This is a genomic window from Pseudomonas sp. R4-35-07 (genome assembly GCF_003852235.1).
Taxonomy (GTDB): domain Bacteria; phylum Pseudomonadota; class Gammaproteobacteria; order Pseudomonadales; family Pseudomonadaceae; genus Aquipseudomonas.
On sequence record NZ_CP027732.1, the window covers coordinates 2,558,643 to 2,577,552 of the forward strand.

21 protein-coding genes are annotated in these 18,910 nt (G+C 62.6%); 9 read left to right on the top strand and 12 right to left on the bottom strand.

The annotated features are described in order from the left end of the window. Positions 1-933: a LysR family transcriptional regulator gene (locus tag C4J89_RS11820; protein WP_124414484.1), complete on the bottom strand. Its 933-nt coding sequence runs from the start codon at positions 931-933 to the stop codon at positions 1-3. A gap of 115 nt (positions 934-1,048) precedes the next feature. Here C4J89_RS11820 and C4J89_RS11825 point away from each other — a divergent pair, with 115 nt between their 5' ends. The 3 genes from C4J89_RS11825 to C4J89_RS11835 all read left to right on the top strand — a co-directional run bounded on the left by C4J89_RS11825 (position 1,049) and on the right by C4J89_RS11835 (position 2,263). Further along, positions 1,049-1,537 (top strand): DMT family transporter, encoded by a 489-nt coding sequence (locus tag C4J89_RS11825; RefSeq protein WP_124362518.1) that lies wholly within the window; start codon positions 1,049-1,051, stop codon positions 1,535-1,537. A gap of 4 nt (positions 1,538-1,541) precedes the next feature. Beyond that, positions 1,542-1,997: a DMT family transporter gene (locus C4J89_RS11830; RefSeq protein ID WP_124362519.1), complete on the top strand. Its 456-nt coding sequence runs from the start codon at positions 1,542-1,544 to the stop codon at positions 1,995-1,997. 89 nt (positions 1,998-2,086) lie between these two features. Then, the gene (locus C4J89_RS11835; protein ID WP_124414485.1) at positions 2,087-2,263 is read left to right on the top strand and encodes a metallothionein; all 177 of its coding nucleotides are present in this window, start codon (positions 2,087-2,089) and stop codon (positions 2,261-2,263) included. Between the two features lie 110 nt (positions 2,264-2,373). Here the strand turns inward: C4J89_RS11835 and C4J89_RS11840 are convergent, their stop codons facing one another. The 3 genes from C4J89_RS11840 to C4J89_RS11850 all read right to left on the bottom strand — a co-directional run bounded on the left by C4J89_RS11840 (position 2,374) and on the right by C4J89_RS11850 (position 5,445). Beyond that, positions 2,374-3,402 carry a purine nucleoside permease gene (locus C4J89_RS11840; RefSeq protein WP_124414486.1) on the bottom strand — a complete coding sequence of 343 codons (1,029 nt, stop codon included), beginning with the start codon at positions 3,400-3,402 and terminating at the stop codon, positions 2,374-2,376. Between the two features lie 14 nt (positions 3,403-3,416). After that, entirely contained in the window at positions 3,417-4,367 is a 951-nt protein-coding gene (locus C4J89_RS11845; RefSeq protein WP_124362522.1) for a nucleoside-specific channel-forming protein Tsx, read from the bottom strand. 154 nt (positions 4,368-4,521) lie between these two features. Continuing rightward, a complete protein-coding gene (locus C4J89_RS11850) occupies positions 4,522-5,445 on the bottom strand; it encodes an AraC family transcriptional regulator (RefSeq protein WP_124414487.1) in 924 nt (307 codons plus the stop codon). A 210-nt stretch (positions 5,446-5,655) separates the two neighbouring features. On the opposite strand from C4J89_RS11850, the gene C4J89_RS11855 reads away from it, so the two are divergent. Continuing rightward, the gene (locus C4J89_RS11855; RefSeq protein WP_124414488.1) at positions 5,656-6,981 is read left to right on the top strand and encodes a sugar ABC transporter substrate-binding protein; all 1,326 of its coding nucleotides are present in this window, start codon (positions 5,656-5,658) and stop codon (positions 6,979-6,981) included. A gap of 17 nt (positions 6,982-6,998) precedes the next feature. After that, on the top strand, positions 6,999-7,772 hold the full coding sequence (locus C4J89_RS11860) for an L-iditol 2-dehydrogenase (protein WP_124414489.1): 774 nt from the start codon (positions 6,999-7,001) through the stop codon (positions 7,770-7,772). 33 nt (positions 7,773-7,805) lie between these two features. Here C4J89_RS11860 and C4J89_RS11865 read toward each other — a convergent pair whose 3' ends face one another. Next, positions 7,806-8,498: an NUDIX hydrolase gene (locus C4J89_RS11865; RefSeq protein WP_124414490.1), complete on the bottom strand. Its 693-nt coding sequence runs from the start codon at positions 8,496-8,498 to the stop codon at positions 7,806-7,808. 146 nt (positions 8,499-8,644) lie between these two features. On the opposite strand from C4J89_RS11865, the gene C4J89_RS11870 reads away from it, so the two are divergent. From C4J89_RS11870 to nadE, 3 genes are read left to right on the top strand one after another with little or no spacing between them, the layout of a single operon-like run. Then, complete coding sequence (locus C4J89_RS11870; RefSeq protein WP_124414491.1) at positions 8,645-9,292, top strand: isochorismatase family protein; 648 nt, start codon at positions 8,645-8,647, stop codon at positions 9,290-9,292. Between the two features lie 11 nt (positions 9,293-9,303). Further along, on the top strand, positions 9,304-10,521 hold the full coding sequence (gene pncB / locus C4J89_RS11875; RefSeq protein ID WP_124414492.1) for a nicotinate phosphoribosyltransferase: 1,218 nt from the start codon (positions 9,304-9,306) through the stop codon (positions 10,519-10,521). A 1-nt stretch (position 10,522) separates the two neighbouring features. Next, entirely contained in the window at positions 10,523-11,338 is an 816-nt protein-coding gene (gene nadE, locus C4J89_RS11880) for an ammonia-dependent NAD(+) synthetase (RefSeq protein WP_124414493.1), read from the top strand. Here the strand turns inward: nadE and C4J89_RS11885 are convergent, their stop codons facing one another. The 7 genes from C4J89_RS11885 to C4J89_RS11915 are packed head-to-tail and all read right to left on the bottom strand — an operon-like array spanning position 11,339 to position 17,778. Further along, positions 11,339-12,370 (bottom strand): ABC transporter substrate-binding protein, encoded by a 1,032-nt coding sequence (locus C4J89_RS11885; RefSeq protein ID WP_124414494.1) that lies wholly within the window; start codon positions 12,368-12,370, stop codon positions 11,339-11,341. Positions 12,371-12,384: 14 nt separating this feature from the next. After that, positions 12,385-13,428 carry an FAD-binding oxidoreductase gene (locus tag C4J89_RS11890; protein WP_256681812.1) on the bottom strand — a complete coding sequence of 348 codons (1,044 nt, stop codon included), beginning with the start codon at positions 13,426-13,428 and terminating at the stop codon, positions 12,385-12,387. Between the two features lie 50 nt (positions 13,429-13,478). Further along, on the bottom strand, positions 13,479-14,822 hold the full coding sequence (locus C4J89_RS11895; protein ID WP_124414496.1) for an NAD(P)/FAD-dependent oxidoreductase: 1,344 nt from the start codon (positions 14,820-14,822) through the stop codon (positions 13,479-13,481). Further along, the gene (locus tag C4J89_RS11900) at positions 14,819-15,109 is read right to left on the bottom strand and encodes a (2Fe-2S)-binding protein (RefSeq protein ID WP_124414497.1); all 291 of its coding nucleotides are present in this window, start codon (positions 15,107-15,109) and stop codon (positions 14,819-14,821) included. The genes C4J89_RS11895 and C4J89_RS11900 overlap by 4 nt, the downstream gene beginning before the upstream one ends. Then, positions 15,109-15,903 carry an ABC transporter permease gene (locus C4J89_RS11905; protein ID WP_124414498.1) on the bottom strand — a complete coding sequence of 265 codons (795 nt, stop codon included), beginning with the start codon at positions 15,901-15,903 and terminating at the stop codon, positions 15,109-15,111. Before C4J89_RS11905 ends, C4J89_RS11900 begins: the two co-directional genes overlap by 1 nt. A gap of 4 nt (positions 15,904-15,907) precedes the next feature. Continuing rightward, the gene (locus C4J89_RS11910) at positions 15,908-16,753 is read right to left on the bottom strand and encodes an ABC transporter permease (RefSeq protein WP_124414499.1); all 846 of its coding nucleotides are present in this window, start codon (positions 16,751-16,753) and stop codon (positions 15,908-15,910) included. Further along, positions 16,750-17,778, bottom strand: coding sequence for an ABC transporter ATP-binding protein (locus C4J89_RS11915; protein ID WP_124414500.1), 1,029 nt, complete (start codon positions 17,776-17,778; stop codon positions 16,750-16,752). Before C4J89_RS11915 ends, C4J89_RS11910 begins: the two co-directional genes overlap by 4 nt. 239 nt (positions 17,779-18,017) lie before the next feature. On the opposite strand from C4J89_RS11915, the gene C4J89_RS11920 reads away from it, so the two are divergent. Then, positions 18,018-18,851 (top strand): IclR family transcriptional regulator, encoded by an 834-nt coding sequence (locus tag C4J89_RS11920; protein WP_177413008.1) that lies wholly within the window; start codon positions 18,018-18,020, stop codon positions 18,849-18,851. The last annotated feature ends 59 nt before the right edge of the window (positions 18,852-18,910 follow it).

The following is an 18,910-nucleotide window of genomic DNA, read 5'->3' on the forward strand; positions in this document are numbered from 1 at the left end:
TCACCGATCCCAATACGGCACCGTCCCAAAACATTCCACAAAATAATCGATCACCGTGCGCACCTTCAGCGACAGCCTGCGGCTACCCGGCCACAACGCCGCGATCTGCTGGGGCTCCAGGGTGGTCGCCACTTCGTAATCGGTCAGCACCGCTTGCAAGGTGCCGGCGCGCAGGCCTTCACCGATCAGCCAGGAAGGAAACACCACCAGCCCCAGGCCCTGCTCGGCGGCGTGGGTCAGGGTGTCAGCGTGGTTGCCGGTGATCGGGCCCTTGACGCTGTAGGCGCTCCAGTCGTCGTGGTCGCGGCGGAAGAACCAGCGCTCCTGGCCTTTTATGCCCTTATAGGCCAGGCACTGGTGGTTGACCAGTTCGTCGGGATGGCGCGGCGTGCCGTGCTGCGCCAGGTAGGCGGGGCTGGCGGCGAGGCGAAAGCGTTGCGGCGCGAAGATCCGCGCCTGCATGCTGGAGTCATTGAGCACGCCGATACGAAACAGCAGGTCAGTGCCGTCCTGCAGCGGGTCGACGAAGGTATCGGTCTGCTGGATGTCCAGTTGCAGCTTCGGATAGCGCCGGCACAGCTCCCCCAGCCACGGCGAAAGATGACGTTGGCCGAATACCATGGGCGCATTGATGCGCACCAGTCCGCTGGGTTCGCTGTCTTGTTCCTGCAGGGCCTGGCTCGCTGTTTCCAGCTGCTCCAGCATCAGCCGCGCGTGTCGCCCGAGCAGGCGTCCGGCTTCGGTCGGGCTCACGGCACGGGTGTGGCGGTACAGCAGCTGCTGACCGAGGGCGTGTTCCATCAGCTGGATCTGCCGGGAAATGGACGAGGGCGCCAGGCCTTCGCGGCGTGCCACCTCAGAAAAACTGCCCTGGTCCAGCACGGCGACGAACAGGCGCAGCGCCTTGAAACTCAGTTCATTCAAACCCTGCATCATGACTCCAAGCTGTGCGTTTTGCGCAAAGGTGTTGTCTGCATGCTGCCATTTATCGCACAGGCAAGCCACTGGATAATGCACGCCTGTTTTCTTCTTCAAGCGCAGGTGATGTATGCAGGCACATTCTATCGAGGGTACGGCGCAATCCCGGCCAAAGCGAAACGTTCTCCGGCTGCTGTTGTTGCCGTTGGTTATTCTCGCGGGCATGGGGCTGTCGGTCGAGGCCGGTTTGCTGGGGCCATTGGGTGTGCAGGTCGGGCATTTATGGGCGACGTTGAGCATCTTTGGCGTCGGCTCGGCGATCCTGTTCTTGTTGTTGCTGTTCAGCGGCCCACAAAAGGGCCCGGCCTTCACCCAACTGCCGCGCTGGCAGTTGATCGGTGGTTTCCTGGGACCGATGTACGTGGTGGTGCTGACCCTGGCCACGCCCCATATCGGTGTGGCAATGACGATGATTGCGATCCTGTCCGGGCAGGTGGGCAAGAGTGTACTGATCGACCATTTCGGCTGGTTCGGCACGGCGCGCAAGCGGGTCAATGTAGAGCGCTGGATAGCCCTGGCGTTGATTGTGGCGGCACTTGTTCTGATTGCACGAGGGTAAGGCGATGAATCTGTTTGTGTTGTTGGTCGTGGTGGTCGCCGCAGGTGCGGTATTGAGCGTGCAGGCGGCCATCAACGGTCGCTTGGGGCAGACCGTTGGGGTATTGCGCAGCAGCCTGCTGACCTTTGCGGTCGGTGCGCTAACCACCGCGCTGTTGATATTTTTCTTCGAGCCCGCCCAGGCGGTCAGTTTGTTGGACGTGCCGAAGTGGCAACTGACCGGCGCTTTATTCGGCGTGGTGTACATGATGGTAATGGTCGGCGCGGTGCCGGTGGTCGGTACGGCGGTCGCCACGGTGGCGGTGATTGTGGGGCAATTAGGCATGGGCATGCTGATCGACAATTTCGGCTGGCTGGGCAACCCGGCGATCGAACTGTCCGGCAGCCGGATCGTCGCGATGCTGTGCCTGGCCCTGGCGCTGGTGTTCATGTATCGCAGCAATACGCGCCAGGCCGACTGACGGCGCTGAACCTTGGCGCCGCGCCTCGGGTCACTGTTTCAGGTGTGGCGTTCGCTGCACCGCGACGACCATGAAGAAGGAGTCTGACCATGCCGGATCAAACCTGTGCTTGCCCACACTGCAAATGCGTACTGGGCATCGACGCGGTCATGAAGCACGGGAAGGGCTATTGCTGCCAGGGCTGCGCCGAGCATCATGCGCACGGTGAACCCTGCGCTGCGGCGACGGGCTGCGAATGCGCCAAAGCGGCTGCCAACGCGAACTGAACCGTCCAATGTGGGAGGGGGCTTGCCCCCGATAGCGGTATGTCAGTCACTGCATCTGTGGCTGAAACACCGCTATCGGGGGCAAGCCCCCTCCCACATTTTGCTCTGCATCAGGCTTCTGGAACGCCTTTTTCCCAGGTCGACCAGTTGTTCAGGATCGCCTGTACCAGCGGATTGCCCGTGCGGTACAGATTCTCCAATGCCGGTACGAAACCGCCTTGATCGGCGTACTTGAGCAGGTTCTCCACTTCGCTGTAGCCCGGATACGGGCGGTCAAAATCGGAACCGGCACGCACCACGGCCAGGCGCTGGATATCCACCAAGCCTTCACGGCTGGCGCGCAGCAGCGCTTCGTAGGTGGAGTTGTCTTCCTGTTGGGTGGTGCAGTATTCGCCCTTGTTGTCCGTGAGCAGTTTGGTCCACACTTCGGCGCGCTCGCTCAGGCGCGTACCGGAGAACCAGGTGTTGCCGGCCAGGGTGTCGCAGCGGGTGACTTGCGGCGGCTGGTTGGCCGGCGCGGCAGGGTAGTGCTTGCGCCAGGCGGCGGATTCCTTGCTTTCCGTCAGCTCCACCTTGTGCGACAAGGCGAATGCCTTGGCTTGCAGTTTGGGGTTGAGCTCGAACACTTCAGTCTTGTAGTCCAGCGGCGGTTTTTCATTGGGCCCCTTGGTGTTGATGCCGATATAACCGGTCGGCCACTCCTTGGGTGCATCCCGTGAATCCAACTCCCACTGGGTACCGAATTCCACCAGGTAATGCGCCCAGGCGGCGGTACCAATGGTGCCGTGCTTGGGGCTGATACCGGCAATCCCGGCGATCAGGAAATAACTCTGGCGCAGGTCGAACTTGGGCGACAAGGCCAGGGCCAGGGTCGAGGCGGCGGCGTTGGTCTGGCCCATGCCAGTGACCAGCAGACACACGTCCTGGGTGTTGCAGCGAATCACCGGGTATTCGGCGGACAGGCCCGGCACGCGCACTTGCTGCTTGAGTTCCAGGCGGTCGATCCAGGTTTGCGCCTCGGGGGCGAACATGGTGATCAGCATGACCTTGGGTTTGATCGGCGCGGCGTTGTCTGCCAGCACCAGGTGGGGCAGCAGGGCAAGGCCCATGGCCAGCGAGAGGCGGGTAAAGGTATTCATCTGCAGCTCCTTGATCAGAATTGGTAGCCCACGCCGGCGTAGTAACCCCAGCCGTCTGAGCGGGCGCGGAAGTTGCCTTCACCGAAATTCAACTCGCTGCCATCCTCCCAGTTGCCGCCGTTATGAAAGTAACGGCCGACCAGGGTGAAACGCAGGTGCGTGAACGAGTACAGCAACACGTTGGTGGCCACCAGGGAATTGGCGGTGCGCGCCGGGTTGTCCTTGTGCAGGTCCGAGCCGAAATCATAGTTGGTGAAGCCGATGTAGGTCAGCGAGGCGCCATTGTCGAATTTGCCGATGGGCACGATGTATTTCATCTGCGCGCGGTAGCCGTCCCAGGAATATTCATTGCTGGCGCCGTAGTTTTCCCACTGGTAACGCCCGTAGAAGTTCGCCGACAGGTTGACCCGCGAGTGGGTGTCGATATCGGTGCCAAGGCCGCTGTACAGGGTGTTGGCGCGGTTCTCCTTGTTGCTGCCGTGGTCGTAGATCCAGTCGAACGCCACATACCATTCCTTGAACGGTCCGATCGCCAGGCTGCGGCCAGCGAGGTAGTCGATGGAGATTCGCGGCTCATGCTCCATGAACACGGGCGAGCCATGGTCCCAGGCGCCTTTGTCATTGCTATTGCCGATGCCGAGGATCTTCGGCACATCGATGTAGCCGTACAGCTCGAACGGCCCCTTGCGGCCGAAATACTCGTACTCCAGGTAAACGTCATCCTGCGGTTTTGGGCCGAAGCTGATGTCCTTGCTGCCGATCAGCGTCAGGTCCTGGTTGAACCATTCCGACAGGTAGGCGCCTTTTTTCGCCGGCGGGTTGGCCTCGGGACTGAGGGTTTCGCCCTGTGCTGAGTCATCGGCGGGTTTGTCCTGCGCCAAAATGGGTGCACTGAGTACTCCCGTAACGGCGGCCAGTAGCAAGGAAACACCAAAGCAAGCGCGAGGCGTTGAGGTGGGGTGCATTGAAAATCCCTATTCGTACGCGGTTTGAACCCGATTGCACGGGTGGAGTGAACCTGGTGGCCAAGTTCGTTCCGCAAACGTTTGCACAGGCTGTACCAACTTTGCTCAATCGTCTGAAAGGCCTGCAAAAAAGCCTGATTAGTCGTCTTTATGGTCAGAAATGACTGGGTGTCATTTTTTCCAGATGATTGCCGGTCTCGCGCCGATACTCACTCGGTGTCTGGTTCATCTCGATGCGAAAGTGCCGGTTGAAATTGGACAGGTTCGCGTAGCCGACTTCGAAGCAAATATCCGCCACTGACATATCGCTTTGCAGCAATAACCGGCAGGCGCGCTGCACGCGGAATTTGCGCATCAGCTCGATAAAGCCATGGCCGGTCGTGCGTTTGAAGAAACGCGAGAAACCCGGTTCGCTCATGTCCAGTTGCCGGGCGATGTCTGACAGGCGCACCTCGCCGCCGAGTTCACGCATCAGGTAGGCGAAGGCCTTGTTGATGCGTTCGGCACTGCGCGGGTCCAGGGTCGGCGCGTAGCGCGGGCTGGCCAGCACCTTGAACTGGCGGGGCGGGGCGTTCTTGAGGGTGTCCAGCAGTTGCAGGAACAGGATCAGCCGTTGCAGGCCCTGGGCGCTGCCGATGGCTTCCATCAACCGTGCCGCGTGCACCGCTGTTTCGCCGGTGAACTCAAGGCCGCGTCGCGCGTGTTCGAACAGCGGCTGCAGATCGCCGAGTTCCGGCAGTGCCTTGCGCAAGGCGAGGAGGGCGGCGCCGTCGAACTGCAGCACCACGTCGCGACCGCTCAGGCACTCGCCGGGTGCCACGTCGCCAATCCAGTCGTGGGGCAGGTCGGGGCCGATCAAGGCGACATGCCCGGCACTGAATGCACCGATATAGTCGCCCGCCACCAGCTTGCCGCTGCCGTGGCGAATCAGGTGGATTTCGAACTCAGGATGATGGTTCCAGCGCGCCAGCTCAATCGGATAGTCGTGTTCGAACCAGCGAAAGCAGTGCTCCGGTTCGGGCAGGATCACTTCCAGTTCGGCAGGACGGTGCTCGAACAGCGGGGCGCGGATGGGCATGCGGCTGCCTCTTGTGCGTTGGGTACCCGCCAAAATACCCGCCTCGGCAGGCCTGGCGCTACCCCCGGCGCCGCCCCACACTGATACTTTTTTGCGCCTGGGACACCGGTTAAAAAAGTACCGGTCGGGCATCCGCCAGGGGTTTGTGAGAAACCGGCCCAAGCTGCTGTAATCGGCGCTCAACAACAAAAACAACCGGTGGACACCGCCATGCTATCAACCCGCAAAGCCACGCTTGCCCAAACGCTGTTGCTGCTCTCCGGCCTGGCCATGAGCCTGCCCAGCCAGGCCGCCGACACCCTGACCATCGCCACGGTCAACAACAGCGACATGATCCGCATGCAGCGCCTGTCCAAGGTGTTCCAGGCGCAGCATCCGGACATCCAGCTCAATTGGGTGGTGCTCGAAGAAAACGTCCTGCGCCAGCGCCTTACCACCGATATCGCCACCCAGGGCGGGCAGTTTGACGTGCTGACCATCGGCACCTACGAAACCCCGCTGTGGGGCGCCAAACATTGGCTGGAGCCACTGACCGACCTGCCGGCCGACTACGATGTCGAGGACATCTTCCCCTCGGTGCGCCAGGGCCTGTCGGTGAATGGCACGCTCTACGCCTTGCCGTTCTACGGCGAAAGCACCGTGACCTATTACCGCACCGACCTGTTCAAGCAAGCCGGCCTGAGCATGCCCGCGAATCCAACCTGGACCCAGCTCGGCGAATTCGCCGCCAAGCTGACCGTAAGGGACAAAGATCAATATGGCCTGTGCCTGCGCGGCAAGGCGGGCTGGGGCGAGAACGTTGCGTTGCTGAGCACCATGGCCAATGCGTTCGGCGCGCGCTGGTTCGATGAGCAATGGCAGCCCGAACTGACCAGCCCCGAGTGGACGGCTGCGGCCAATTTCTACGTCAACAGCCTCAAGCAATACGGCCCGCCGGGCGTGTCGAGCAATGGCTTCAACGAAACCCTGGCGTTGTTCAACAGCGGCAAGTGTGCGATCTGGGTCGATGCCAGCGTCGCCGGCTCCTTCACCACTGACACCGGCCAAAGCAAAGTCGCCGATAGCGTAGGCTTCGCTGCGGCGCCCACCGAGGTCACCGATAAGGGCTCTTCCTGGCTCTACGCCTGGTCGCTGGCCATCCCGGCCACCTCCAACCACAAAGACGCTGCCAAGGCTTTTATCCGTTGGGCGACGTCCAAGGATTACATCCAGCTGGTCGCTGAAAAAGAAGGCATCACCAACGTACCGCCAGGCACGCGGCAATCGACCTACAGCGAGGCGTACCTGAACGCGGCGCCGTTTGCCCAGGTCACGCTGCAGATGATGAAGCACGCCGACCCGGCGCACCCCTCGGCCAAACCGGTGCCGTACGTGGGCATCCAGTACGTGACGATTCCCGAATTCCAGGCCATCGGCACTTCCGTCGGCAAACTGTTTTCGGCAGCGCTCACCGGCGGCATGACGGTCGACCAGGCGCTGCAGCAGGCGCAGACCACCACTGAGCGCGAGATGAAGCGTGCCGGTTATCCGAAGTAATTCCACAGGACACCTCGATGAAACGACTTGAAGGTAAGAGCGCGCTGATCACCGGATCGGCGCGGGGGATTGGCCGCGCGTTTGCCCAGGCCTATATCCAGGAAGGCGCCACCGTCGCCATTGCCGATATCAACCTGCAGCGCGCCGAGCAGACGGCGGCCGAACTGGGCCCCCAGGCGTATGCGGTGGCGATGGACGTCACCGACCAAACCTCCATCGACGCGGCCATGGCCGCCGTGGTCGCCCATGCCGGCAAGCTGGATATACTGGTGAATAACGCGGCGCTGTTCGACCTGGCGCCCATCGTCGACATCACCCGCGACAGCTATGACCGGCTGTTTTCAATCAACGTCGCCGGTACGCTGTTTACCCTGCAGGCCGCCGCGCGGCAGATGATTCGCCAGGGCCACGGCGGCAAGATCATCAACATGGCCAGCCAGGCCGGACGGCGCGGCGAGGCGCTGGTGGCGGTGTATTGCGCGACCAAGGCGGCCGTGATCAGCCTGACGCAATCGGCGGGGCTGAACCTGATCAAACAGGGCATCAACGTCAATGCCATCGCCCCGGGTGTGGTGGACGGTGAGCACTGGGATGGGGTGGATGCGCTGTTCGCCAGGCATGAGGGCCTGGCGCCGGGCGAGAAGAAAAAGCGGGTAGGCGACGAGGTGCCTTATGGGCGGATGGGCACGGCGCAAGACCTGACCGGCATGGCGATCTTCCTGGCTTCGAAGGAGGCTGACTATGTGGTTGCACAGACTTACAACGTCGATGGTGGCAATTGGATGAGCTAGAGCCATCGGTCACCCGTGGATCTCCATGTCCGGTCACTCGGCAAAACTGCGGTCGAAGAAGTAAATCTCTCCTGGCTTCAACATCTCCAGCGTCGCCTGTGGCCTGCCGCCTTCACCCTGCTTCTTGCGCCCCGTCTCACGCAAATATCCCGCCTGCGTCAGCTTCAACAAGCGCTGGCGCACGCTGGTCTTGAGCACCGGCCGCGCCAGTACCAGGGAAAAGATCGCGGTCGCTTGCGGCGCACTGAACTCCTTGCCCAGAAACATCAGCGGCAAGCTGCTGTACAGCGCTTTGGACAACACTCGTTCCTGCACCGCCGCGACGATCAGGTTGTGATCGAAGGGCAGCTTGATGCTGCCGTCCGCCACCGCGTTGAGGGAAAACCAGGCCTGATGTTCACTCAGCGTTACCTCGTCCGCCACAATCGCCAGGTAGTAAGTGGACGACGACCAGCAGCGCGGGTCGCGAAACGCATCGCCTACCGTGCCAACCTGCTCGCTCCAGGCCAGCTCCAGGCCGACTTTGTCACTGGCGCGCAACCGTTCCACGGCATCCTTGAGGCTCAGATCCTGCACGCCGCCATTGACCACCACACCCGGCAGCGCCCAATGCCCGGCGAAGGGCTCGGCGTCACGTTTGTTCAGCAGCAGTTTGAGTTCGCCCGAGGCGCGGCAGTAAAACACTGCGCACAGGTCGACGGTGTGGAGGTAGGCACTAAGTGGCATGTGAAGTCCTTCTGAACGGCAGTGTGGCACAGTCTAACGGATCGAACCGCTATGTCATGTACTTGCTGAAGTACTGGTAAATAAATGTTTCTTGCAATGAAAGTACATGACATGTACTTTTGTTTCCAGGCCACCGGAGAATCACCATGACCCTCGCCAAAACTGCCATCGCTTCATTCGATGTCGACGCCCAGAAGAGTTTCACGCCGCTGTGTCCGGACGAGTTGCCCGTCGTCGGCGGAGATCTGATCGGCGCCGAGCTCAACTACATGGCCAGCCTTGCCGGGCATCGCGTCGGCAGCAAGGACGCTCACACCCCACACGCGCCCTGGGTGGTCGCGCAGCACAGTCAGATGCTGCAACCCACGGGTCTCGTTCACGCCGATGTCACCTGGGTCAGCCACTGTGTACCCGGTACCGAGGGCTTCACCTTGCTGGATGAGTTGCCCACCCCGTATGACTACGACTACTTCATCTGGAAGGGTGTCGAACCCGACCTGCACCCTTACGGCGCGTGCTACCACGACCTGCACGACAAGTTGTCGACGGGCGTCATCGAATACCTCAAGGCCCACGGTGTCGTGCGCGTCATCGTTGGTGGCCTGGCCCTGGACTACTGCGTCAAGACCACCGCCTTGCAACTGCTCAAGGCCGGGCTGCAAGTGGTGCTGCACCTGCCGGCGTGTCGGAGCATCACTGAGGCGGGCGGGGTTCAGGCCGTCAATGCGTTGCTTGAGGCCGGTGCTGTCATCAGCAGTACCCGCGAAGAACTGGCCGCGATGGCCACGCGTTAAGGAGACTCACCATGGAAAGCGCGTATGACGATAAACCCCCGGTCATCCAGGGCTTGCTCGACACCGATTACTACACCTTCACCATGATGCAGGCGGTGCTGCACCAGCATCCCAACGTAGACGTGGAATACAACTTCATCGTCCGCTCCAGGGAAAAGCTCGGCCACCTGATCCCGGCGTTGCGAACCGAACTGGAAAAGCTTGCCGGCCTGCAGATGCGCGAAGGCGAGCTGCGCTTCCTGTTCAACCCGCGTTTTCGCGAATACCTCACGCCGGATTACGAGCGCTTCCTCGGCCTGTTTCGCTTCGACCTGCGCTATATCCACGTCAGTGAAGTAGACGGCCAACTGAACATCCGCGTGATCGGCCCGATGCTGCATTGCATCATGTTCGAGCAACCGGTCCTGGCGCTGGTCAGCGAACTGCGCAACCGCGACAAATACCCTGACGTGACCCTCGAAGATGTCACCCGCAAGCTGTATCAGAAGTTCGACTGGCTGGAGAAGAATCTCAGCCGTGAAGAACTTGCCGACCTGCGCGTTTCCGACTTCTCCACCCGCCGGCGCCTGTCATTCAAGGCCCAGCGCGAAGTCGTCGACATCATGCGCCGCGACTTTCCCGGCCAGTTCCTTGGCACCAGCAATGCGCACCTGGCCTACGAATTCAACTTGCCACTGATTGGCACCATGGCCCACCAATGGCTGATGGTGCATCAGCAACTGGGCCGTCTGCGCGAAAGCCAGAACGCCGCCCTGGAGAACTGGGTGCGCGAGTACCGTGGCCGTCTCGGTATGGCCCTGACCGACTGCATCAGCACCGATTTCTTCCTCAAGGATTTCGACCTGTACTTCGCCAAGCTCTACGACGGCCTGCGCCAGGACTCGGGTGACCCCATCGCCTGGGCCGACAAAGTCCTGGCCAGATATAAGGAACTCGGCATCGACCCCATGACCAAAGACCTTATGTTCTCCGATGGTCTGAATTTCGAAAAATGCCTGCCGATCCTGCGACACATCCGTGGCAAGGCGCGGTTCGGCTTCGGCATGGGCACCAGCCTGGCCTGTGATGTGGACGGCGTCGAGCCGCTGAGTATCGTCATGAAGCTGGTGCGGGTACACGGTGAGCCGGTGGTGAAATTCTCCGATGACCCGGTCAAGAACGTCTGCGAAGACCCGTCGTTTTTGCAGTACGCGGCACAAGTATTCAACGTTGGTAGCGTGGAGGAATGACATGCAAACTCAAGAACGGATCGCGCGTGAACTGAACGTCAACCGCTCGCTGGGCAAAGGTGGCGAGCCCGAGGAGATTCAACGGCGTATCGACTTCATCAAGACCACCTTGCGCGATTCAGGCTGCAAGGCGCTGGTGCTGGGCATCAGCGGCGGTGTCGACTCACTGGTCGCCGGCCGCCTGTGCCAGCTGGCGGCGCAGCAACTGCGCGAAGAAGACTACGCCGCGCGCTTTATCGCCATGCGTCTGCCCTATAAGACCCAGGGCGACGAACACGATGCCCAGGCTTCCCTGGACTTTATCCTGCCGGACCATATCGACACCCTCGACATCGCGGCCAGTGTCGACGGCCTGATGGCCAGCCTGGCCGCTGCCGAGGCCAGCGCCGCCCAACTCGATTTCATCAAGGGCAACGTCAAGGCCCGTGCGCGCATGATCGCGCAATACGCGGTCGCCAACCTGCACAATGGTCTGGTGGTCGGCACCGACCAGGCGGCCGAAGCGCTGATGGGCTTTTTCACCAAATTCGGCGACGGCGCCTGCGACCTGGCGCCGCTGTTCGGCCTGACCAAAACCCAGGTGCGCCTGCTGGGCACGGCCCTCGGCGCTCCAACGAACCTGGCGTACAAGCCGCCCACCGCAGACCTTGAAGAACTGGCACCGGGGAAACTGGATGAGGACGCCTACGGCTGTTCGTATGAAGAAATCGATGCGTACCTGATGGGCGAGCCGGTGAGTGAGCGGGTGAGGGGATTAGTCGAGGCGGCCTACAGCAAGACAGCGCACAAACGCGCGCTACCTTTCGTGCCGTTGTGATCAACGCTCGATTGATCGACTCCATCGCGCGTTCCACTCCGGACGTGCCTGGTTGACCTGGTCCCAATCGATCGAAATCGCCGTCTGCAGGTAACCCTGCATCGCCTCGACCCGTGCGCGGGTCTTGTCGGTGGTCGGCGTGGTCGGGTTTGACGGGATCTGGTCACCGTCTTCCAGTGCTGGCGCCTGGGCTTGGGCGCTGAGCAGGAACGCCGCGAGCTTCTGCGCCAGTTCCGGCTGGTCATTGCGCGCAATCACGCATTCGGCCACGTTCAGCACCACTGCGCCTTCCTTGGGTTGCGCGTATTCCATGGGCACGCCGAGCAGCTTCTGGGTGGCAACCTGGGTCGGCGTCAGGGGGAAGATCGCCGCTTCGTCGGTTTGCACCATTTCGGAGATTTTTGCCGAACTGGCGATGTATTCCAGCACGTTGGGGCCGACGGTCTTCGGCCACGCCTTGAAGCCTGGCTCCACGTCGGCCTCGCTGCCGCCCTGGATACGGTTGAACATCAGGAAAGCGTGCAAGCCGAAGGTGGAGGATGCCAGAGACTGGAACACCACTTTTTCCTTGAAGCGCGGGTCGGCCAGGTCCATCCAGGAGGTGGGCGCGGCCCAGCCGTTTTCCTTGAACATTTTGGCGTTGTAGCCAAGGCCTGTAACGCCGAGGGTCACGGCCACGGCCTGGTCCTTGATTTTTGCCTTGGCCGGGATCTGCTCCAGGGTCGGGCTGGGCGCCAGTTTGTCGCACAGGCCCATGGAGATGGCGCGGTACATGATGCCGTCGTCGAGGAACATCACATGCATCTGCGGGTTGTCCTTGTTGGCCTGCACCTTGGCAAGAATGTCCGACGAGGTGCCCGGCACAATCACCACTTTGACGTCGTTGGCCTTTTCGAAGGCAGGCAGCACTTTATCGGCGTAGACCCGTTCCATGGTGCCGCCGTTCATGCCCAGGTACAGCGTGGACGCGGCATGGGCATTGGACGCGAGCAAGGCGAGGGACAAGCAGGACAGCGCGGTACGTGGGTTCATGGGATTTTTTCCTCTCAGGCTTGGAAACGACGGATGGAAAACGCTTCAATGGGCTGGCGGCTGGCACCCGAGCAGACGATCTCTGCCAGGGCTTCACCGACCGCAGGGCCGAGCTGGAACCCGGCGCCGGCAAAACCGAAACCGTGGAGCAGGCCGGGTTGGGTGCTGCTGGGGCCGATCACCGGTTCATGATCGGGTAGATAACCTTCGGTGCCGCTCCAGGTACGGATGGCCTGGGCCCCCCGCAGGAATGGGTACAGCTCACCCGCATTGCGCAGGATCTCCAGCACCGCTGCGTGGCCGGGCCGGGCCTGCTGCGGGCCAAGGGCGAAGCCGCGACCACCGCCGAGGATGCAGTTGCCGCGCGCCACTTGCCGCGCATAGATGCCGCCGCCTTCGACGCCGGTGCTCACGTTCATCACCCTCGGCAACGGCTCGGTCACTAACATCGCCGGGTGTGCCGAGATCATCGGCACCGGTTCGCCAAATTGCGCGGCGACGCTGCCGGCCCACGCACCTGCGCAGTTGAGCAGCCATGGCGCCTGCAGGTGAAGGCCATTGGCGCAATGCACCTGGAAGCGCTGGCCGTCATGGTCGATGCGGCTCACTTCTGCCTGCTCATAAACGCAGGCGCCACTGCGTTGCGCCGCTCGGGCGAAGGCCGGCGATACCAGGCGCGGATTGGCGTGGCCGTCGTCGGGGCAGAGCGAGGCGCCCACTGCGATATCGCCCACCCACGGGAAGCGCTCGCGCAACTGGGTGTAATCGAGCAATTGCAGGTTCAGGCCAAAGCCACGGGTGTGCGCGGCATAGGCTTCAAGCGCGGCAAAATCCCCATGACTGCGCGCCAGTTTCAGGTGTCCGGAGCGCACGTATTCGCCGTCGATGCCGATCAATCCAGGCAGGTCGGCCCACAGCTGATGGGCGCGCTGTGACAGCGGTAACTGATGCAAGGGCCGTCCTTGGCGCCGCACCCCACCGTAATTCACGCCGCTGGAATGCGAGCCGCAAAAGTCGCGCTCGACCAGCGCCACCCGCTGACCCTGGCGCGCAAGCATCAAGGCCGCTGACGCGCCAACAATCCCGCCGCCCAACACAATAACGTCGATCACGGCTGCACCTGCACGCCGAACGGCAGCGGCTTGATCGGCGCCTGGGCACGCAGGCGCCCGACCTGTTCAATGCTCCGCCCGCTGCGCTCGGCGACGATCTCCGCCGCCGCCAGCCCGCACATGCGCCCCTGGCAGCGGCCCATGCCGACGCGGCAATGGGCCTTGACCCGGTTGATCTCCCAGTGGCCTTCATCCACCACAGCGCGCACCTCGCCCACACTGACTTCTTCGCAGCGGCACAGGGTCAACGCATCCGATGCCTGCGCGGCCCATTGTTCAGGGAAGGGAAACGCGGTTTCCAGGCCCTGGCGAAAGCGCTGGATGCGCGCCAGTTGCTGTTCCAACTGGGTGATGCGACGCTGATCGACCCCCTTGCCGATATCTTCCAGTACGGCCAGCGCTGCACGCTCACCGGCCAATTGCGCCGCGTCGGCGCCCATGATGCCGGCACCGTCGCCCGCCAGGTAAACCTGCGCCACGCTGCTGCGCCCGGCGCTGTCGCGGCGCGGCAACCAGGCCCGGTTCAGGCGGTTCCAGGCAAACGCGCAACCGAGCAGGTCTGCCAGTTGCGTCTCACTGCGCAGCGCGTGGGCGAAGGCCACGGCGTCGCACGCCAGGCGCTGTTCGCCCCAGCGAATACCGCTGACCCGCTGTTCACCGTCGATCTGCCGCAGGGTTGCGCCCTGATGCACGGCAACCCCGTGGGCGGTCAGCCAGGCGCGGTAATACATGCCCTTGGCCAGGGTCAGCGGCTGCCCGAGCAGGGCCGGCAGCGCACGGCATTGGGCGCTGAACGGCGCGCTGTCGAGAACCGCCACAACCTGGGCGCCGGCCTTGGCATATTGGTAAGCCACTAAATACAGCAAGGGCCCCGAACCACAGAACGCGACGCGCTCGCCAATGGCGCAGCCCTGATATTTCAATGCAATCTGTGCGGCGCCCAGGCTGTAGACGCCGGGCAAGGTCCAGCCTGGCACCGGCAGGATACGGTCGGTGGCCCCGGTGGCGACGATGACCCGCGAGTACTCGACGCGCTCGGCACGGCCCTCTGTGAGCGTGTCCAGGCATGTGTCTTCGGCATTCCACACCAGGGTGTCGGGGCGATAGTCGATCAGCGGTGCCAGCTCGTCCAAGGTGCGATGCACGGCCTGGGCCTTGCCCGCTTCAAAACCGTAGAGCTGCTTGGCCGAGCGTTGGAAGCTCACCGGTTGGCGCCGATAGACCTGCCCGCCGCCGCGCAGGCTTTCATCGATCAGGCACGGCTTGATGCCATGGTCGAGCAAGGTTCGCGCCGCCGTGATGCCGGCCGGGCCTGCGCCCACAATCACAATCGGTTTCATGTGTGGCGCCCCGGTTCACGGCTGATCGCCTGGCCCTCTTCCAGTAACGTCGAACAGGCGCGTACGCGGCGCCCGTCTGCAAGGCGCACCCAGCAGTCCTGGCAGGCGCCCATCAGGCAGAAACCGGCACGGCGCTCCGCGCTGAAATCGCTGCCGCGCAGATGCTCGGCGCAGGTCAGAATTGCCGTCAGCAGGGTGTCGCCGAGCAGGCCTGCGGCCGGTTGGCCGTCCAAGGTGAATGCCAGGGCAGGGCGCTGGGTTTCAGCGAGTCGCTTGAACAGGGCCATCAGTGTTTCCCCACCAGCACGCGGTCCAGGCCGTACACCCGGTCGAGCAGAATCATGGTTGCCGCCGTCAGCGCGATCACCAGCGCCGAGACCGCCGCCATCATCGGGTCGATGGACTCGGTGGCGTACACGTACATGCGCACCGGCAGGGTTTGCGTGGCCGGTGAGCTGACGAATATCGACAGGGTCACCTCATCGAAACTGTTGATGAACGCCAATAGCCAGCCACCGGCCACGCCCGGCAGAATCATCGGCAGCGTGATCTGGCGAAACAGCGTAAAGCGGCCGGCACCGAGGGATTCTGCGGCCTGTTCGGCACTGCGGTCGATACCGATGGCGGCCGCCAGCACCAGGCGCAGCACATAGGGCGTGATGATCACCACATGGGCGAGCATCAGCCAGGTGAAGCTGCCATTCACGCCCATCAGCGCAAACAGGCGCAACATGGCGACGCCCAGGACCAGGTGCGGGATGATGATCGGCGACAGAAACAGCGCACTGAAAAAATCCCGTCCTGGAAACGCATAACGGCTGATCGCCAAAGCCGCCGGCACCGCAATCAGCGTGGCCAGCGTCGCGGCGGTAAACGCCAGGATCAGGCTGTTATAGAACGCCTGGATAAAGTCGGCGCGCTCGAACACCGCGCGAAACCAGCGCAGGGAGAAGCCCGACGTGGGCAGGCTCAAGGTGTTTTCCGGGGTGAAGGCCACCAGGCACACCACCACCAGTGGTGCCAGCATGAACACCACCACCAGGGCGTGGAAACTGAGGGCCAAAGGACCGTTTCTAGACATGCGCTCAAACCCCCAGGGACTTTTTGTAGCGGCCTTCGACCATGCGGTTCCAGCTCAGCATGATCAGCAGATTGACCAACAGCAGCACCACGGCGATGGTCGCGCCCATGGGCCAGTTGAGTTCCGAGAGGTATTGGTCGTACACCACCGTGGCGACCATTTTCAGGCGGCGCCCGCCGAGCAGGCCGGGGATGGCGAACGAACTGGCGGCCAGGCCGAACACAATCAGGGTGCCGGACAGCACGCCGGGCATCACTTGGGGCAAGACGATCTTGCGCATCACGGTGGCCTGGCTGGCACCCAGCGACAATGCGGCCTGTTCAGCCGACGGGTCGAGCTTCTGCAAGGAGGTCCAGACCGGGATGATCATGAACGGCAGCATCACATGCACCAGCGCGATGATCACCGCGAACGGTGTGTACAGCAGCTTCACCGGGCGGCCGCCGAGCATCTGGATCACTTGGTTGACCAGCCCGTCGGCGCCGAGCAGCAGGCTCCAGCCAAAGGCGCGCACCACCACCGAAATCAGCAACGGCGTGAGGATCAGGATCAGGAAAATCGAGCGCCATGGCGTGTCCATGCGGCTGAGGATATAGGCCTCCGGTACACCGATCACCACGCACAACAGGGTGACCAGCGCACTGATCCAGAAGGTGCGCCAGAAGATCTCGTAGAAGTAGGCATCACTGAACAACGACAGGTAATGGGCGAAGGTCCACTCATCGGCCTTCACGCCTACCTGGTAATCGAACACGTTGAACGACAGCACCAGCGTCAGGCCCAGCGGCAGCACCAACAGCCCGGCAAACAGCACCAGCGCCGGCAGGGACAGCAAGTAGCCCCGGCTCATGGCTGCACCTCGTCCGGCGCCAAGACCCGCAACAGATCCGCCTGCCAATCCAGGCCCACTGCCGCGCCGTTGCCCAGCGGCGCGCTGCCGTCGTTGCTGCGTACTACGGTGATTTCGCCGAGGTCGGTATGGACCCGGTACAGCCACTGGCTGCCGAAGAAGTAACGGTCCAGCACCTTGCCCTGCAAGCGTCCCGAGCCCGCGTCCAGCAGTTGGATTTTCTCCGGGCGCAGGCTCAGAGTCAGCGCGCCAGCGCCGCTTGTATGGCGCACTTGCGGGGTGCCCAGGGCATCGTAGTCGCCGGCGAGCAGATTGGCCTTGCCGACGAAGTCCGAGATAAACCGTGTGCGCGGGTGCTCGTACAACCGGTAGGGCGCATCGATCTGGGTCACGCGCCCGGCCTGCATCACCACCACGCGGTCGCTGATCGATAGCGCCTCGGCCTGATCGTGGGTGACCATCAAGGTGGTGATGCCCACCGCGCATTGAATACGGCGGATTTCGAACTGCATTTCTTCGCGCAGGTTGGCGTCGAGGTTGGACAGCGGCTCATCCAGCAGCAGCACCGGCGGCTCGATCACCAGCGCTCGGGCCAAGGCCACGCGCTGGCGTTGGCCGCCGGACAGCTCCCGGGGGTAGCGTTCGGCATGGGGGGCCAGGCGCACCAGCTCCAGCACGGTCTTGACCTTGGCGGCGATCTCGCCGGCGGGCACCTTGCGCATCTTCAGGCCGAAGGCGACGTTGTCGCGCACCGTCATGTGCGGGAACAGCGCATAGCTCTGGAACACTACGCCCAGGCCCCGGCTGGCGGGCTTGGCATGGGTGATGTCGCGACCGTCGAGCAGGATCTGCCCGCCGCTCACGTCGACGAAGCCGGCAATCATCTGCAGGGTGGTGGTCTTGCCGCAACCCGAGGGGCCGAGCAGGGAAACGAATTCGCCTTTTTCCACCGCAAGGTCGGTGGCGACCACCGCATCGACGGTGCCGTAGCGTTTGCTCAAGGCGCGGAGTTGGAGAAATGCCATGTCTGCGTTCCACCTGTTTGAGTCGCGTCGAAACGCGCTTTTTTTGTTTTGGGCAGATGCGAAAGAACCGTTGCGGGTGCGTTGGCGCTCGATCTTCGGTCGGCTGCCGGTTGTTGTTCATTTCGCCCCTGTGGACGCAGATTAGGACGAAGACTAGAGTGGACGGAAGACGGCATTTCACTGAATGGATGATTATTTTCAGTTTTATTCATTCATCAGAATTTAATTGGAGATTAAGCGTGGAAAATTCCATTGAGCGGAATGAAGCTGCCAGGGAAGTCGGGTCAGGCGGCGTCTCCCGCCTGTTTGCGGTGTTGCGCACCCTGGGTGAAGTGCCTGAAGGCGGTGAGCGCGTGACCCAACTTGCGCAGCAGGTCGGCCTCTCGCAGCCGACCACCCACCGCCTGCTGCGCAGCCTGATGGACGAAGGCATGGTCGAGCAGGACGCGCGCAGCAAGCGCTACCGCCTGAGCCTGGAGTTCTTTGCCCTGGCGGCGAATGCCGGCAAAACCGGCAACCTGCGCGACCTGGTACGGCCAAGCCTGTTGCGCTTGAGTGCGTCGCTGGGCGATTCGTTGTTCCTGCTGGCCCGCAGTGGCTTCGACGCAATCTGCCTGGACCGCAGCGAAGGCCCGTACCCGATCCGTACCTTCACCGGCGATATCGGTGGGCGCGTGGCGCTAGGCGTGGGGCAGGGCAGCCTGGCGATCCTGGCATTCCTGCCCGAGGAAGAGCGCGAAACGGTAATCCGCTACAACCTGCCACGGCTCAAGGATTTCCATGTGTACGACGAGGTGCTGTTGCGTTCGGAGGTCGAGAATGTGCGCAGCCTGGGGTATGCCGCGCGCAACACGGGCGTGCTCGAAGGCATGGCCGGGCTGGCGGTGCCCATTCTCAACCGTGACGGGCATGCGGTGGCGGCGTTGAGCGTAGCGACCATCAGTGATCGCCTGGGGCCGAGCCGTTTGCCGATGGTGGTGGAATTGTTGAAGCGCGAGGCGGCGGCGATCGGGCCACGGATCAATCCGTTTGATCCGACGTTGCGCCGGCCTTCGCAGGCCTTTGGTGGGTAGTCCATTTCTGATGCGAAAGCGTATATGAGAGAGCGGGGCTTTTCAGATCGGTCCTACGC